This is a genomic window from Rhodoferax ferrireducens, from assembly GCF_049302455.1.
GTDB classification, from domain to species: Bacteria; Pseudomonadota; Gammaproteobacteria; order Burkholderiales; family Burkholderiaceae_C; genus Rhodoferax; species Rhodoferax ferrireducens_B.
This window is the reverse complement of sequence record NZ_JBAQMD010000098.1, coordinates 1-16,271: the sequence shown is the minus strand read 5'-3', so window position 1 is coordinate 16,271 and position 16,271 is coordinate 1. Positions and strand designations below refer to the sequence as shown.

At 61.3% G+C, this 16,271-nt stretch carries 15 protein-coding genes and 2 pseudogenes; 8 read left to right on the top strand and 9 right to left on the bottom strand.

What is annotated here, in order from left to right; translation table 11 throughout:
- Nucleotides 1-15 precede the first annotated feature (15 nt).
- The 3 genes from WA157_RS16480 to sucC form a co-directional block, all read right to left on the bottom strand.
- A complete protein-coding gene (locus tag WA157_RS16480; protein WP_422621993.1) occupies nucleotides 16-714 on the bottom strand; it encodes a TerC family protein in 699 nt (232 codons plus the stop codon).
- A gap of 120 nt (nucleotides 715-834) precedes the next feature.
- Complete coding sequence (gene sucD, locus WA157_RS16475; protein WP_011466205.1) at nucleotides 835-1,728, bottom strand: succinate--CoA ligase subunit alpha; 894 nt, start codon at nucleotides 1,726-1,728, stop codon at nucleotides 835-837.
- A 19-nt stretch (nucleotides 1,729-1,747) separates the two neighbouring features.
- Nucleotides 1,748-2,914, bottom strand: coding sequence for an ADP-forming succinate--CoA ligase subunit beta (sucC, locus tag WA157_RS16470; RefSeq protein WP_422621992.1), 1,167 nt, complete (start codon nucleotides 2,912-2,914; stop codon nucleotides 1,748-1,750).
- A 161-nt stretch (nucleotides 2,915-3,075) separates the two neighbouring features.
- Between sucC and argC the strand changes: the two genes are divergently transcribed.
- Nucleotides 3,076-4,011, top strand: coding sequence for an N-acetyl-gamma-glutamyl-phosphate reductase (gene argC, locus WA157_RS16465; protein WP_422621991.1), 936 nt, complete (start codon nucleotides 3,076-3,078; stop codon nucleotides 4,009-4,011).
- A 93-nt stretch (nucleotides 4,012-4,104) separates the two neighbouring features.
- On the opposite strand, the gene recX is transcribed toward argC, so the two are convergent.
- Nucleotides 4,105-4,554 carry a recombination regulator RecX gene (gene recX / locus WA157_RS16460; RefSeq protein WP_422621990.1) on the bottom strand — a complete coding sequence of 150 codons (450 nt, stop codon included), beginning with the start codon at nucleotides 4,552-4,554 and terminating at the stop codon, nucleotides 4,105-4,107.
- 5 nt (nucleotides 4,555-4,559) lie between these two features.
- Entirely contained in the window at nucleotides 4,560-5,675 is a 1,116-nt protein-coding gene (recA, locus tag WA157_RS16455; protein ID WP_422621989.1) for a recombinase RecA, read from the bottom strand.
- Between the two features lie 155 nt (nucleotides 5,676-5,830).
- On the opposite strand from recA, the gene WA157_RS16450 reads away from it, so the two are divergent.
- The 3 genes from WA157_RS16450 (at nucleotide 5,831) to WA157_RS16440 (ending at nucleotide 8,635) form a co-directional block, all read left to right on the top strand.
- Nucleotides 5,831-6,370: a MarR family winged helix-turn-helix transcriptional regulator gene (locus WA157_RS16450; RefSeq protein WP_422621988.1), complete on the top strand. Its 540-nt coding sequence runs from the start codon at nucleotides 5,831-5,833 to the stop codon at nucleotides 6,368-6,370.
- A gap of 105 nt (nucleotides 6,371-6,475) precedes the next feature.
- On the top strand, nucleotides 6,476-7,150 hold the full coding sequence (locus WA157_RS16445; protein WP_011466211.1) for a response regulator: 675 nt from the start codon (nucleotides 6,476-6,478) through the stop codon (nucleotides 7,148-7,150).
- Between the two features lie 30 nt (nucleotides 7,151-7,180).
- A complete protein-coding gene (locus WA157_RS16440; RefSeq protein ID WP_422621987.1) occupies nucleotides 7,181-8,635 on the top strand; it encodes a sensor histidine kinase N-terminal domain-containing protein in 1,455 nt (484 codons plus the stop codon).
- 15 nt (nucleotides 8,636-8,650) lie between these two features.
- Here WA157_RS16440 and WA157_RS16435 read toward each other — a convergent pair whose 3' ends face one another.
- From WA157_RS16435 to WA157_RS16425, 3 genes are read right to left on the bottom strand one after another with little or no spacing between them, the layout of a single operon-like run.
- Nucleotides 8,651-9,310 (bottom strand): SPOR domain-containing protein, encoded by a 660-nt coding sequence (locus WA157_RS16435; RefSeq protein ID WP_422621986.1) that lies wholly within the window; start codon nucleotides 9,308-9,310, stop codon nucleotides 8,651-8,653.
- A 40-nt stretch (nucleotides 9,311-9,350) separates the two neighbouring features.
- Nucleotides 9,351-10,157: a biotin--[acetyl-CoA-carboxylase] ligase gene (locus WA157_RS16430; RefSeq protein WP_422621985.1), complete on the bottom strand. Its 807-nt coding sequence runs from the start codon at nucleotides 10,155-10,157 to the stop codon at nucleotides 9,351-9,353.
- Nucleotides 10,158-10,163: 6 nt separating this feature from the next.
- Entirely contained in the window at nucleotides 10,164-10,643 is a 480-nt protein-coding gene (locus WA157_RS16425; RefSeq protein WP_422621984.1) for an SET domain-containing protein, read from the bottom strand.
- A gap of 110 nt (nucleotides 10,644-10,753) precedes the next feature.
- Here WA157_RS16425 and WA157_RS16420 point away from each other — a divergent pair, with 110 nt between their 5' ends.
- From WA157_RS16420 to WA157_RS16405, 4 genes and pseudogenes are all read left to right on the top strand, one after another.
- Nucleotides 10,754-13,762, top strand: a complete 3,009-nt coding sequence (locus tag WA157_RS16420; protein WP_422621983.1) for a DNA topoisomerase III — start codon at nucleotides 10,754-10,756, stop codon at nucleotides 13,760-13,762.
- Nucleotides 13,759-14,487: a tRNA-uridine aminocarboxypropyltransferase gene (locus WA157_RS16415; protein ID WP_422621982.1), complete on the top strand. Its 729-nt coding sequence runs from the start codon at nucleotides 13,759-13,761 to the stop codon at nucleotides 14,485-14,487. The genes WA157_RS16420 and WA157_RS16415 overlap by 4 nt, the downstream gene beginning before the upstream one ends.
- Nucleotides 14,488-14,799: 312 nt before the next feature.
- Nucleotides 14,800-15,438, top strand: coding sequence for a hypothetical protein (locus WA157_RS16410; protein ID WP_422621981.1), 639 nt, complete (start codon nucleotides 14,800-14,802; stop codon nucleotides 15,436-15,438).
- A gap of 116 nt (nucleotides 15,439-15,554) precedes the next feature.
- Nucleotides 15,555-15,731, top strand: a pseudogene (locus WA157_RS16405) (ATP-binding protein); the annotation flags it as partial.
- A gap of 48 nt (nucleotides 15,732-15,779) precedes the next feature.
- Here the strand turns inward: WA157_RS16405 and WA157_RS16400 are convergent.
- Nucleotides 15,780-16,271: pseudogene (locus tag WA157_RS16400) on the bottom strand (IS66 family transposase); the annotation flags it as partial.

The following is a 16,271-nucleotide window of genomic DNA, read 5'->3' as shown; positions in this document are numbered from 1 at the left end:
ACACCTGGCACAGACTCAGGTGGGTGCTTGCCGGCGTTTCTTGAGCGCCGCTCCCATCACCAGGACGCCCAGCGCGCCCACCAAGCCGAAGCCGTAGTGCCACACCATGGACTGGGGTAAATAGTTTTGCACGGCGGGATCACTCTGCGCCATGGTGCCGGCAATCCATCCCAGCAACATACCACCCACCGTGATGATCACCGGGAAGCGGTCCATCAGTTTGAGCACCAGTTGACTGCCCCAAATAATGATCGGAACGCTAACCAGCAAACCAAAAATCACCAGCGGCAACTGGTGCTGGCTGCCAGCGCCTGTGGCCGCACCGGCGATGGCGATGACGTTGTCGATGCTCATCACCAGATCGGCAATGATCACGGTCTTGACCGCCGCCCACAGCTTGTCACTGGCCTGAATACTGTTGTGCCCGTTTTCGTCCTGCGGCAGCAGCAACTTGACGCCGATCCACAACAACAAGGCGGCACCGACCAGCTTCAAAAATGGCACCTGCAGCAAAGTCAAGGCGAAGGCGATCAGGATGACACGCAGCACAATCGCCCCCGCCGTTCCCCACAAAATGCCCTTCAGGCGCTGGTGCACCGGCAGCTGGCGGCAAGCCAGGGCGATCACCACGGCATTGTCACCGCCGAGCAAAATATCGATCATGATGATCTGACCGACAGCGAACCAAAAGTGAGCGGTGAGAAATTCTTCCACGGTGCTGGGTCTCTTTGAATGCCTGAGGTTTATAAACAACAAAGCCGAATTGTCCCTGAGGCAATCCGGCTAGGTGGGTTGAGCGCCGCCGTGGGGCGCACCGATAAAGGCGACTCGCCTTTACAGCATGGCTTTGAGCAGCTTGGCCAGTTCGGACGGATTGCGCGTGATCTTGAAGCCGCACTCCTCCATCACCGCCAGCTTGGCTTCGGCCGTGTCGCCACCACCCGAAATCAAGGCGCCGGCGTGACCCATGCGTTTGCCCGCAGGGGCGGTGACACCGGCGATGAAGCCAACAATCGGTTTCTTCATGTTGGCTTTGCACCAGCGTGCTGCGTCGGCTTCGTCCGGGCCGCCGATTTCGCCAATCATGATGACCGCGTCGGTATCGGGATCGTCGTTGAACAAACGCATGATGTCGATGTGCTTGAGACCATTGATCGGGTCGCCGCCAATGCCGACGGCACTGGACTGACCGAGCCCAATTTCAGTCAGCTGCGCCACCGCTTCATAGGTGAGCGTGCCGGAGCGGCTGACCACCCCGATGCGGCCCTTGCGGTGAATGTGCGCGGGCATGATGCCGATCTTGATCTCGTCGGGCGTGATCAAGCCCGGGCAGTTGGGGCCGAGCAGCAGGGTTTCCTTGCCACCGGCCGCCACCTTGGCGCGCATTTTGTTGCGCACTTCGAGCATGTCCCGGATCGGGATGCCCTCGGTGATGCAGATCGCCAAGTCCAGGTCGGCCTCCACGGCCTCCCAGATCGCGGCGGCTGCGCCAGCCGGTGGCACGTAAATAACCGACACGGTCGCGCCAGTCTGGCTGGCAGCTTCCTTGACGGAGGCAAAAATCGGGATGTCAAAAATCTTCTCGCCCGCCTTTTTGGGGTTCACCCCGGCGACGAAACAGTTCTTGCCATTGGCATATTCCTGGCACTTTTCGGTGTGAAACTGACCGGTCTTGCCGGTGATGCCTTGGGTGATGACCTTGGTGTCTTTATTGATGAGGATGGACATGATTTGTTCCTAGTCAGTCTCAGGCTGCTTTAACGGCAGCCACCGCTTTTTGCGCTGCGTCGGCCATGGTATCGGCGCTGATGATGGGCAGGCCGGATTCGGCCAGCAGTTTTTTGCCCAGCTCTTCGTTGGTGCCCTTCATGCGCACCACCAGCGGCACATTCAGGTTCACGGCCTTGCAAGCCGCAATGACGCCGGCCGCAATGGTGTCGCATTTCATGATGCCGCCAAAGATGTTGACCAGAATCACCTTGACGTTGGGGTTCTTCAGCATGATCTTGAAGGCTTCGGTCACCTTCTCGGGGGTGGCGCCGCCACCCACGTCCAGGAAGTTGGCCGGCGAGGCGCCGAACAACTTGATGGTGTCCATGGTGGCCATCGCCAGACCAGCGCCATTGACCAGGCAGCCGATGTTGCCGTCCAGGCTGATGTAGGCCAGGTCAAACTTGCTGGCCTCCACTTCGGCCGGGTCTTCTTCGTCGAGATCGCGGTAAGCCACGATCTCGGGATGGCGGAACAGCGCGTTGTCGTCAAAGTTGAACTTGGCGTCGATCGCCTTGATATTGCCATTGCCTTCCAGAATCATCGGGTTGATTTCAACCAGCGAGGCATCGGTGTCCATGTAGACCTTGTAAACCTTTTGCAGCACGTCCACGGCTTGCGCGGTCGAGCCGGCAGGCACGCCGATGGCGTTGGCCAGTTTGGTGGCTTGCGCAACGGTCAGGCCGGTGGCGGGGTCCACGATCTCGGTGATGATTTTCTCGGGCGTGTCGTGCGCCACATCTTCAATCGACATGCCGCCCTCGCTGGAGACGATCATGGCCACACGCTGGCTGGCACGATCGGTCACGGCGGACACGTAGTATTCTTTTTGAATGTCGGCGCCGTCTTCAATCAGCAGGCGGCGAACTTTTTGCCCTTCGGGGCCGGTCTGGTGCGTGACCAGCTGCATGCCCAGGATTTCACCGGCGAGCTTTCTGACCTCGTCGATCGAGCGGGCCAGCTTCACGCCGCCACCCTTGCCGCGGCCACCGGCGTGGATCTGGGCCTTGACCACCCAAACCGGGCCGCCGAGTTTTTGAGCGGCTTCCACCGCTTCTTGAACGGTGAAGGCCGGAATGCCGCGCGGCACCGGTACACCAGCTTGACGCAAGATTTCCTTGCCTTGGTACTCGTGAATTTTCATGAAGGCTCTCTCAGGAACAGGTAGTTTTTCATCCGGCGGCAGAGTTTGAGGACTCTACGGCAGGCACTGGACAACGCAGCCTCCAACTGTATCATGCTGCAATGCACCAAGCCTGAGGCCAGCTGACAGGACAAGCCAGCACCTCCCGACCGAGATGAACCATGCACAAGATTTTTATTGACGGCGAAGCCGGTACCACCGGTCTGCAAATCCGTGAGCGCCTGCAAACCTTGCCGGGCATTGAGCTGATCAGTATTGCGCCTGAACAGCGCAAGGATGCGGCCGCCAAGCGCGCCCTGATGGCACAGGTTGACCTGGTGGTGCTTTGTCTGCACGACGAAGCCGCGATTGAATCGGTCGCCATGATCGACGACATGGCGCGTGCCACCGGCCAGATCGGCCCCAAGATCATTGACGCCTCCACCGCGCACCGCACGGCGCCAGGCTGGGTGTTTGGTTTTCCGGAACTCGTTGCGGGGCAACGGGAGGCGGTGGCCCAGGCACGCCGGGTCGCCAATCCGGGCTGCTACGCCACCGGGGCCATCGCACTGCTGCGCCCGCTCATTGATGCGGGCCTGATCCCCAAAGATTTTCCCATCACCCTGCCCGCCATCAGCGGCTACTCGGGTGGTGGCCGCCCGATGATCGAGGCCTATGAAAAAGGCGAAGCACCCGCGTTTGAGCTGTACGCCCTGGGCTTGAAACACAAGCACATTCCCGAGATCATGAAATACACCGGCTTGCTGCGCCGCCCCTTGTTCATCCCCTCAGTGGGCAATTTCAGGCAGGGCATGCTGGTGCAAGTACCCCTGCATCTGGATCTCTTGCCGGGGCACGTGAGCGCGCAGGACTTGCAGGACGCGCTGACGCAGCATTACGCGGGCAGCGAGTGGGTCAGCGTGCTGCCCGCCACCCCGGACAACAAGCTCGATCCGCTGGCACTGGTAGACACCAACCGGATGGAACTGCGCGTGTTCGCCAACAAGCAAGTACGCGATGACTTTCACCACGCCGTGCTGGTGGCGCGCCTGGACAACCTGGGCAAAGGTGCCAGCGGCGCTGCGGTGCAGAACTTGCAGTTGATGCTGGGGCTGTAGCTTGCCAAATTAGCTATAGTATTGATAGCTAATAACGCTTATTACACGGGGGCTAGAGCCTGATTTGGCTTATAAAACAAGTCAACAGCCGGTTCACTCGCCCCGCCGCCCGGCGACCACACGCCGGATCACTTCAGCGTTAAACCCCCGTGCCGCCAGAAACCGCATCTGGCGCGCCGCGTCGGCGCCGTCCACCGCCACCGTGCCAAATTTTTTCTGCCAGACCGCCAGCGCCCGCTCGTGTTCCGAGGCCTGCAGACCGGCCAGCGCGGCGCTGACCGCCTGGGGCTCCAGGCCTTTGCCTTGCAGCTCTTGCTTGATGCGTGCCGTGCCCAGCTTGGCGGCGCGGCGGTACAGCACCGACTCAATCACCCGCTGCTCGTTGATGAAACCTTTGGCTTGCAGCTCATCGAGGGCCTGAGCCAAGCTGCCGGGCTCTTCTTCAAAACGCTGCAGCTTTTGCATCAGCTCGGCACGCGAATGCTCGCGGCCACTGAGCAGCCGCAAGGCGCGGCCTTTGAGCGAAGGCTGGGCAAATGACACGAGAACTAGGCCGCCTTTTTGCCGGCAGCTTTGGCTTTGACATCGGGCTCTGGGGCGCCTGGCAACAAGGGTATGCCGAGCGAGGCGCGCACCTTGTTTTCGATCTCTTGCGACAGCGCGGGGTTCTCGCGCAGGAAGTCGCGCGCATTGTCACGGCCCTGGCCGATTTTTTCGCCGTTGTAGGCATACCAGGCGCCCGACTTGTCGAGGATGTTGGCATTCACACCCATGTCGATGATCTCGCCCTGGCGGCTGATGCCCTCGCCGAACAAAATGTCGAATTCAGCGGTCTTGAACGGCGGCGCCACCTTGTTCTTGACGACCTTGACCTTGGTTTCGTTGCCAATCGCCACGTCCCCTTTTTTGATGGTGCCGGTACGCCGGATATCGAGTCGCACCGAGGCGTAAAACTTCAGCGCATTGCCGCCGGTGGTGGTCTCGGGGCTGCCAAACATGACGCCAATCTTCATGCGAATCTGGTTGATGAAGATCACCATGCAATTGGTCTTCTTGATGTGGGCCGTGAGTTTGCGCAGCGCCTGGCTCATCAACCGGGCTTGCAGGCCAGGCAAGGAGTCGCCCATTTCACCCTCCAGCTCGGCCTTGGGCGTGAGCGCCGCGACCGAGTCGACCACGATCAGGTCCACCGCACCCGAGCGCACCAGACTGTCCACAATTTCCAGCGCCTGCTCACCGGTATCGGGCTGGCTGATCAGCAGGTCTTGCAGATTGACGCCGAGGTTTTGGGCGTACTGGATATCAAGCGCGTGCTCGGCGTCGATAAAAGCGCACTGGCCACCTGTCTTTTGCATTTCGGCAATCACCTGCAGCGTGAGCGTGGTCTTGCCGGAGGACTCCGGGCCGTAGATCTCGACCACCCGCCCGCGCGGCAGACCGCCCACGCCCAGCGCAATGTCCAGACCGAGCGAGCCGGTCGACACCACCTGGATGTCTTCGATCACCTCACCCTCGCCCAGTCGCATGATGGTGCCCTTGCCAAACTGCTTCTCGATCTGGGCCAGCGCCACTTGCAGGGCCTTGGCTTTTTCGCTGTTGATCGGGGTGGGGGCGGGTGTGGGTGTGGGTGTGGGGGCCTTGAGAGCGACGACGGGTGCATCCATGAAAATCTCCTTGAAAATAGGAACCGGTTGAATCTGGGCAAATCTGCCGCATCCTCTGGCTTTAATGACAGGCTGGATGCTTGAACAGTAGTTTAGCGGCTGTTGTTCAAATCTGTAAATACATTTTTTAGTCAATTTGGCTTACTATTCAAGCCATGTTTGAACGACCCGACTTGGCCCGGCCTGGCGCCCTCGCCCCACAGCCGCAGGAGACGACGCCCGCAGCGCAAGCGATCCTGCCCGACGACTGGCGCCAGGCGCATGTAGGTCATTGGCTGGGCCAGGCGCTGCAAAAGTTTGATGCCCGCGTGCTGGCACTGATGGCGCGTAATGACGACGTGCCGCTGGCGCTGTCGAACCTGGCAGCACGCGGGCGTTTGAGCGCCTCCCACATCCACATCACGCGGCACCTGGCGCAAGGCGGCGCCCGCCTGACCGAGCTGGCGCAGCGCGCCAGCATGACGAAGCAGGCCATGGGCAAGCTGGTGGATCAATGCGAGGCCTGGGGCCTGGTCTTGCGCGTGCAGGAGACACACGATGCCCGGGCACGGCGCATTGTGTTCACCCCCGTGGGCCTGAGCTGGCTGCAGGCGTACCGGCAAGCGGTGGTGCAGGCACAGGCCGAGCTGCGCACGGCGGTCGGCACGGAAGTAGCCACGGTCATGGCGCTTGGCCTGGAAGCGTATGCCGCGTGAATGTCAGACTCATTTGACGAAATACAGTGTCCCTGCAGGGACGCCTAGAATCGGCTGACAAGAGCCTGACAAGGTCTCAGGCACCACCCCAACGAGGAGTCAAAGATGCGAATTCTGATTGCCGAAGATGATCAGGTACTGGCCGACGGCCTGCTGCGAACCCTGCGCAGTTCGGGCGCCGCCGTCGACCATGTCGCCAGCGGAACGGAAGCCGACGCCGCGCTGATGACCAACACCGAATTCGACCTGTTGATCCTGGACCTGGGCCTGCCCAAAATGCACGGACTCGAAGTCTTGAAGAAACTGCGCGCCCGCGGCTCCGCGCTACCCGTGCTGATCCTGACCGCCGCCGACGGCGTGGAAGAACGCGTCAAAGGGCTGGACCTGGGTGCCGATGACTACATGGCCAAGCCCTTCAGCCTGCATGAACTTGAAGCCCGGGTACGCGCGTTAAGCCGCCGCGGCATGGGCTCGGCCAGCAGCACCATCAAACACGGCCCCTTGATTTATGACCAGTCCGGCCGCGTCGCCACCATCGACGGCGTGATGGTGGAGCTGTCGGCCCGCGAACTCGGGCTGCTCGAAGTGATGCTGCAGCGCGTCGGCCGTCTGGTGAGCAAGGACCAGCTGGTCGAGCGACTCTGCGAATGGGGTGAAGAGGTGAGCAACAACGCCATTGAGGTCTACATCCATCGTCTGCGCAAAAAAATTGAAAAAGGCCCCATCCGCATTGCCACGGTGCGCGGCCTGGGCTACTGCCTGGAAAAAATCCCCAAATAATTTGATGAGGTCGCCTCGGCGCGCAGCACCGTGACTATTCCCCACCACGAACAGCGTTCCCTGTTCGGTGAAATCCTGGACTGGATGCTCACGCCCCTGTTGTTGCTGTGGCCGGTCAGTCTGGTGTTGACCTGGCTGGTCGCTCAAAACATTGCAGGCAAGCCGTTTGACCGGGCACTGGAGTACAACGTGCGGGCGCTGGCGCAGCTGGTCACCATCAGCGACCAGCGGGCGCAATTTCGCCTGCCCCTGCCAGCGCGCGAACTGCTGCGTGCCAACGACGCCGACACGGTCTATTACCAGGTGCTGGGCACCCGTGGCGAGTACCTGAGCGGCGAGCGTGAGATGCCCTTGCCGCCCAAAGAAGAGGGCTTCGAGCCGGGGGAGGTTCGCATTCGTGACGACGTGGTGCACGGCGACGAGGTCAAGGTCGCCTACACCTGGGTCAAGTTGCCGCTACCCGGCGCCAAACCGGCGCTGGTGCAGGTGGCTGAAACCCTGGAAAAACGATCCCTGCTGGCGACCGAAATTGTCAAGGGCGTGATGTTGCCGCAGTTTGCCATCCTGCCCATGGCGGTTCTGCTGGTATGGGTGGCGCTGGTGCAGGCCATCAAGCCGCTGCATCAGCTCGAAGAGCGCATTCGGGCGCGCAAACCCGACGACTTGAGCCCGATCGAGGCGCAGGCCGTGCCGCTGGAAGTGGCACCCCTGGTGCATTCGGTCAACGACCTCCTGCTGCGGCTGAAAGACTCGATTGCGACCCAAAAGCGTTTTCTGGCCGACGCGGCCCATCAGCTCAAGACACCGCTGGCGGGGCTGCGCATGCAGGCGGAGCTGGCGCAACGCGAGGGGGCGAGCGCCGAAGAGTTGAAACAATCGCTGCGCCAGATCGGCCGCGCCAGTATCCGGGCGACCCACAGCGTCAACCAGTTGCTGGCGCTGGCACGGGCCGAAAGCAGTGGCCAGGCGATGCCGCGCCAGGTCTGCGATCTGGCCGAGCTGACCATGGCGGTGGTGCGCGACTGCGTACCAAGGGCGATTGAAAAACAGATTGATCTGGGTTATGAAGGCACGCAACCGGGCACCGAATCAGGCCAGTTGGCGGGTAACCCGACGCTGATCAAGGAGCTGATACGCAACCTGGTGGACAACGCCATCAACTACACGCCGTCCAGCCTGAGCCAACCCGGCGTCATCACGGCGCGGGTGCTGACCGACCCGTTTGGCAAGACGCTGATGCTGCAGGTGGAGGACTCCGGCCCCGGCGTGCCGGAGGTCGAGCGCGAGCTGATCTTCCAGCCCTTTTACCGCGCGCTGGGGACCGAGGCCGATGGCACCGGCTTGGGCTTGCCGATCGTGATGGAAATCGCGCACCAGCACAACGCCACGGTCAGCCTGGAGCCCACCCACCCCGGGCAGACGCGCCCGGGTGCCCGCTTCAGCGTGCGCTTTTGGGCCAGCAGCTCCGAGCCGGCGCCGGCCTGACGCCCGGGCGGGCGCTCACGGGCACGGGCTCAAGGCCTTGTCTGCCAGCACGGGCTTGAGCGCATCGAGCTTGCGGCGCAGCGCTTCATCGGCCGCGGGTAGCCGCAGCATCACACCGCGCACCTCGGCGCGCTCTGGCAGCACCCGCGCCGTGCGCACACCGCGCTGGACCAGGACGGCGAGTGCGGCATTGGCCGCTGCCTGCGTCTCGTAGCCGCCCAGCGACAGTCCCGGGCGCAACGCCGGGTCTTTCAAGGGCTCAATTTTCAGTTTCAAGGTGGCGAGCTCTGCACTTTTTTTCGCCAGTGCCTCGGCATTGGCGAATTTGCCCATGTAGACGATCCAGCGCCCGGGCTCCAGGACCGGGTCCAGCGACCACGCGCCTGCGGGCAAATCTGCCGCGACCAGTGCCTCGCGCAGCAGCATGGCCTGAGCCCCTTCAAACACGCCTGCCTGCCAGCACGTGCCGGGCTTGGGTGCCACGGGCGGCGCCGCAGTCAGGCGCAACTCCCGCCCCGTGCGCACCTGCAAGGCCTCGGGTTTGATCTGCTGGGCCAGGCGCTGGGGTTCGGTCTGCGCTGCGGGCGCAAGCCCCAAAGACTGCAAAAAACCCTGCGACCAGGCGAAGTAAAGACCATTGATCAGCAGCAGGGCCAGGACAAAAGAACGTAGCATGGTCGATAGAGTGCCGGCAAGCGGTCTTCGCTGGGGAGGGCTAGAGATTTTCGTAGGACGGCGGGTTCAGGGGCCGCAGACTCACTTCGGAGCTGGTAATTTTCTTCAGGCCGTGCGCCGTGTGCACCAGCAAGGCGCCCATGCCATCCACACCCTGCGCAACACCCGTCGTGCCGTCGCTGAGGGTAACGGCCAGGCCGCCCAACGCGTCCCGCTCGTTAAAACCGGTCTGGAAAGTTGAAAACCCGTTGGCCTCGAACAGCTTGAGCGCTCGCACCAGCGGCGCGGCAATACGCAGCAGCGCCTCTGGCGCTTCCACGCCTGGCAACACCTCGCCCAGCCAAGCCGGCGGCGTGCTCAAGCCGGTGGCAGCACGCGGTTTCATGTTGATGCCGACGCCGACCACGGCATAGCGAGCCTCGGGGGTGTCGGCCAGATTGGCGGTTTCAATCAGAATGCCCGCCAGCTTGCGATCGCGCAGCCACACATCATTGGGCCACTTCAAACGCAGATCGGGATGAAGACTGCGGACCACGCTGACACCCACGGCCAGGGACAGGCCAGACCAGTCCAGCGGCGCCAATGGCAAGCCAAGCGAAAAAGTAAGGGAACCCTCGCTGCCCAGTTTGGCGTCGGCGCCAGTGTCACTGAGCCACTGCCGCCCCAAACGCCCGCGCCCGGCGGTTTGCTGCCCGGCCACCAGCAGCACCGGCTCCAGCCGCCCGGCACGGGCGCGGCGCATCAACTCGCTGTTGGTGGAATCGATTTGGGGCAGCCACTCGACGCGAAAGCCGGGCAGGTCGGGCTGCACAGCCTCCCGGATGGCGTCCAAGACGTGGGTGTCCATGCCTCGTTAGCGGCGGCCGCGTTTGGGCGCCAGCAGCGTGCCGCGGCACTTGGCGGAACCACACCAGCACGGGTATTCGGCCTTGAGCTTGGGGGTGTAACGCTCGTCGATGATCAGGCCGTAGTCGTAGTTCAATTCTTCGCCCGCCTCGATGTTGCGCAAGGCCTTGATGAAGATGCGGCCGTTTTGCTCTTCGGCCTCGCAGTTCGGGTCGCATGCATGGTTGATCCAGCGCGACGAGTTGCCACCGTACAGCGCATCAATCACATGGTCTTCATCGACGTGAAAATAAAACGTGTGGTTGGGGTTGCCCGGGTCATGGGGATGGCGCGCCTGCGCCTCGGGCCAGCTGATGATCTCGCCCACGTACTCGATCAGGGTTTCGCCCTCGGCAATCGGCTGCACGGCAAACACCCCCTTGCCATGGACACCGGAGCGCCGGGTTTGAATGCGGCGATTGCCTGCGGGGGCGTTTTTCTTGCTCACTTGGGGACCGGCCTAAAAAATTTGGTATCGTGAACTCGTATGGGCGCGTGTGTGCGTGCCCACGTGTGTGCGAGCGCCCGGGCGCCCGCGAGAAACTGGATTGTAGTCAGATGAAAACATTGATCATTGCCGAAAAACCGTCAGTTGCCCAAGACATCGTGCGCGCCCTCACGCCGGTGGCGGGCAAGTTCGACAAGCACGACGAGCATTTTGAAAGCGACAGCTATGTCGTCACCAGTGCGGTAGGCCACTTGCTGGAGATTCAGGCGCCGGAAGAATTTGACGTCAAGCGCGGCAAGTGGAGCTTTGCCCACCTGCCCGTGATTCCGCCGCACTTTGACCTCAAGCCGGTGGACAAAACCAAAACGCGCCTGAACGCCGTGGTCAAACTGGCCAAGCGCAAGGATGTGGACCAGCTCATCAACGCCTGCGATGCCGGGCGCGAGGGCGAGCTGATCTTTCGCCTGATCGAGCAATACGCGGGCGGGGCCAAGCCGCTGGGCAAACCGGTGCGCCGCTTGTGGCTGCAATCCATGACGCCGCAAGCCATTCGCGATGGTTTCAACACGCTGCGCTCCAACGAACAAATGTTGCCGCTGGCCGACGCGGCGCGTTGCCGCTCGGAGGCCGACTGGCTGGTCGGCATCAACGGCACGCGCGCCATGACGGCGTTCAACTCGCGCGACGGCGGCTTCTTTCTGACCACCGTGGGCCGGGTGCAAACACCGACCTTGAGCGTGGTGGTGGAGCGCGAGGAAAAAATCCGCGCCTTTGTGTCGCGCGACTATTGGGAGGTGCACGCCACCTTCGCCGCGCAGGCGGGCGACTACCCCGCCAAATGGTTTGACCCGCAGTGGAAAAAAGCCGCCGCCAATGCCGCCGCCGGTAACCTTGAGGAGGCCGACCCGGAGCTCAAGGCCGACCGCCTGTGGCAGCAGCGCGAGGCGCAGGCGATTGCCGACGCCGTGCGTGGCCAGCCCGCCAGCGTCACCGAAGAGAGCAAGCCGACCACGCAAGCTTCTCCCTTGCTGTTTGACTTGACTTCTCTGCAGCGTGAAGCCAACGGCAAGTTCGGCTTTTCCGCCAAAACCACGCTGTCGATTGCGCAAAGCCTGTACGAGCGTCACAAAGCCCTGACCTACCCGCGCACCGACTCGCGCGCGCTGCCCGAGGACTACCTGCCGGTGGTCAAGCAAACGTTCGAGATGCTCTCAAAAAGCGCCATGCGCCATCTGGCACCGCACGCCTTGACGGCGCTGAACAACAACTACATTCGCCCCAGCAAACGCATCTTTGACAACAGCAAGGTGAGCGACCACTTTGCCATCATCCCGACCCTGCAGGCGCCCAGCGGCTTGAGCGAAGCTGAGCAGAAGATTTATGACCTGGTGGTGCGCCGCTTCATGGCGGTGTTTTTCCCCAACGCTGAATACCAGATCACGACCCGAATTTCCGTTGCCGTCGGCCACAGCTTCAAGACCGAAGGCAAGGTGCTGGTCAAGCCCGGCTGGCTGGCCATTTATGGCAAAGAGGCCGTCGATGAAGTGACGGATCGTGACGGCGCCAAAGACGGCGACAAGGGCCAGCGCCTGGTGCCGGTGCAGCCCGGTGAACGCGTCACGGCGCAGACGGTCGAGGCCCGCGGCCTGAAAACCCGGCCCCCCGCGCGCTACACCGAGGCCACGCTGCTGGGCGCCATGGAAGGCGCCGGGAAAACCATTGAAGACGATGAGCTGCGTGCCGCCATGCACGAAAAAGGCCTGGGCACGCCGGCCACCCGCGCCAGCATCATTGAAGGCCTGCTGACCCAGAAATACATGCTGCGCGAAGGCCGCGAGCTGATCCCCACCGCATCGGCGTTTCAGCTCATGACGCTCTTACGCGGCCTGGATGTCAAGGAGTTGTCCAAAGCCGAATTGACCGGCGAGTGGGAACACAAGCTGGCACTGATGGAGCACGGTCAGCTCAGCCGGGCCGACTTCATGGCCGAGATTGCCGCCATGACCGAGCGCATGGTGAAACAGGCCAAGGAATACGACCGCGACACCGTACCCGGCAACTACGCCACTTTGACCGCACCGTGCCCGAACTGCGGCGGCATCATCAAGGAAAACTACCGCCGCTACACCTGCACCGGCAAGACCGGCGCGGAGGAAGGCTGCGGCTTCTCGTTCGGGAAAACACCAGCCGGGCGCACCTTTGAAGTGGCCGAAGTGGAGCAGTTTCTACGCGACAAAAAGATTGGCCCGCTGGACGGTTTCCGCTCCAAGGCGGGCTGGCCGTTCACGGCTGAGATGGTGATCAAGTTCGACGAAGAGACCAAAAACTACAAGCTCGAATTTGACTTTGGCGACGACAAAAAAGGCGAGGAAAGCGGTGAACTGATCGACTTCAGCGGCCAGGAGTCACTGGGCGCCTGCCCCAAGTGCGGCAGCGCCGTGTTTGAACATGGCAAGAACTACGTCTGCGAGAAGTCCGTGCCCACCGACGCCCAGGCCACGCCCAGCTGCGACTTCAAGACCGGCCAGATCATCCTGCAGCAGCCGGTTGAGCGCGAGCAGATGCACAAGTTGCTGGCCACCGGCAAGACCGATTTGCTCGACAAGTTTGTCTCCATGCGCACCCGGCGCGGCTTCAAAGCCATGCTGGCCTGGGACGCCGAGGCCGGCAAAGTGAATTTTGAGTTTGCACCGAGCAAATTCCCGCCGCGCAAGACCGCCGCCAAGTCGGCAGCCGGGGCCGCAGTAGCTACCAAAACAGGAGCAATTCAGGCAGCAACAACGGGGGCTACAGCCAAAAAGGCAGCTAAAAAAGTAGCCAGTCCCAAAGCCGCGGTCAAGGCCAGCGCCAAAACGCCGCGCAAGGCAGCGGTCAAAAAAGTGGCCAGCCCAGCCGCCGGCCTGCAGCCCAGCGCGGCATTGGCCGCCGTGATTGGCGCCGAGCCGGTGGCGCGGCCGCAGGTCATCAAGAAGCTGTGGGACTACATCAAGGCCAACAATCTGCAGGACGCCGTCAACAAACGCAACATCAACGCCGACGCCAAACTGCTGGCCGTGTTCGGCAAGCCGCAGGTGACGATGTTCGAGCTGGCCGGCATCGCCGGAAAACACCTGGCATGAGCCATGCGGTCGCCCGCCTGCGCGAGCAGCGCAGGGCGAGCCTGGCGAGCCTTGACAAGCCCTTTGTTGCCCGCGGTTCGCACGCGCCGCGCTGTCCCGCTTGCCGGGTGATCTTCAGCCACTGCCTGTGTGCCTTGCGGCCCCAGGTGACTACCCGCGCTGGTATGTGCCTGATCATGTGTGACATGGAGCCGCTCAAACCCAGCAATACCGGCTGGTTGATCGCCGACGTGGTGCCGGACACCGCCGCTTTTGGCTGGTCGCGCACGCAAGTGGACCCCGCCTTGCTGACTCTGCTGGCCGACCCGCAATGGGCGCCCTATCTGGTGTTTCCCGGCGAGTATGTCGCCCCTGAGCGCGTCGTGACCGAGGTGCCCGTGCTTGCCGGCAAACGCCCGCTGTTTGTCCTGCTGGATGCCACCTGGTCGCAGGCACGCAAGATGTTTCGCAAAAGCCCCTATCTGAACCACTTGCCGGTGCTCAGCCTGCAACCCGAACAACTCTCGCGCTACCGCCTGCGCCGCTCGACCCGCGATGACCACCTGTGCACATCGGAGGTGGCCGCACTATGCCTGGCCTTGGGCGGCGAGACACATGCGGCCGAGACGCTGGAGACCTATCTGGAGGTCTTCAGCAACCATTACCTGAATTCCAGGCAGTCCGTGCCGCCGGATCTGGAAGACGTGGCGCATCGGCGTTTGCGCGATCTGGCTGGGTTTGCGTAGGTTGGGTAGTTGAATTCCTTGCCACATTCACGACAGACAAGTCGTGAAGCTGAATGGTAGGTATCGATTTATGTGATCGTCGGTTGAGCAGATGGAACCGCCCCTTCAAGAGAAAATTTCTCAACTCCGCAGCCACTGACTCTTCAAGACTGCATGCTGACATTGAGAGTTTTCGATTGACGGCTGAAATGGTAAGCATTTCAGCCTGTCAGCTAAGGGCAAATGCACGGTGAAATGACTACGCTGGGCTTCCTGTACATTAGATCGCGGTTAAAGCACCACCATTTGAAAAACCAAACAGGGAGGATTCACATGCGCCTTTACGTTATCACTATAGCTGTTCTCGCACTCACAGCCTGCGCAGGAAAAGTTGACTACATTCGACCAATCTCGCAAACCACTTCGTCCTCGAATGTCAAGGTAGTCGACAAGCCACGCGAAGCAGTGTGGAACGCTAGCGTTCCAGAACTTGGGAAGCAATTTTTCATGATTAACAACCTCGACAAGTCCTCAGGACTCATAAATGTTAGTTACAACGGCGAACCCGAGAAGTACATCGATTGTGGGCGCATAACCTCATATGTAAAAAATGCGCGAGGCGAGCGCACCTATGAGTTTGCGGGGGCAAAGGGCCACCAGACCTACGAAATAATGCTTCCGGGAACCGGGCTTTTCAACATTGAACGGAAAATGTCATTGGAAGGTCGAGTCAATCTTGTATTCGAGGAGTTGTCTCCCACTCAAACCAGAGTCACTGCGAACACTCGATACGTAGTTCAACGGCAGCAAGTTATCCGAAACGTTGCAAACAACTTCCCTCAATCCAGCACGGATAGCATTTCGTTCAACTCGGGCGGCGGTACTTCTTTTCCGGCCGGTTCTGACGGCCGTGCTGCCGAGTGCGTAGCCACCGGAGCTCTCGAACGAGAAATCCTCTCTGCTATTAGATGAGCGATAAATGGGGCCTGCCATTGCGCCCCAACTGCGCCACCAAAGCGTACTCCCAATCCAGGTACCCTGTGATGCTGAATTCCGCGTAGGGACTGCAAGGCCCGCTCTGGCGTTAATCCGGTGTTGCCTTGCTGTTTCACCTGCTCTCCAAGCTGTACGAGCACACCAGTGCGGTGATTACCACCAACTTGAGCTTCTCTGAGTGGTCGGCCGTGTTTATTGATGCCAAGATGACGACGGCGCTGCTGGACCGGTTCACCCACCATTGCCACATCGTGGAGACGGGTAGTAAGCACGCAGCCAACCCATCTTGACCACAGCGCAGTGGCTGTGTCTGGGAATCAAGTGAATTGAATTTGCGGCTGCCAGCGATGCGGCAACAGTTCATGAATCTGACTTGCCCGCTGCGTAGGCAACCGGGTTAGAACATCCTTGAGGTAGGCAAACGGATCATGCCCATTGAGCCTGGCACTCTGGATCAGACTCATCACAGCAGCACCGCGCTTGCCCGCACGCAGTGATCCCGCAAACAGCCAGTTGTTTCTGTCTTGGATAATTCCTCCCGATGGCAATCGGACGGATCTGGTTTTCGATGTGGTTGTTGTCCACCGGCAGTTGACCGTCGGAGAGGAAACGCGTCAGCGCAGACCAGCGACGCAGGCTGTAATCCAACGCTTTGGCCGTGGCTGAACCATCCGTGATCTTCTGCCGATTCAGGATCATCCACTGATGCAAAGCATCCAGCAGTGGTTTTGATTTCTCCTGGCGTATTCGCCTTCGTTCATCGGGAAGCAGTTCTTTGACTTCGCGCTCAATGTCGTAAACCCTGGCGA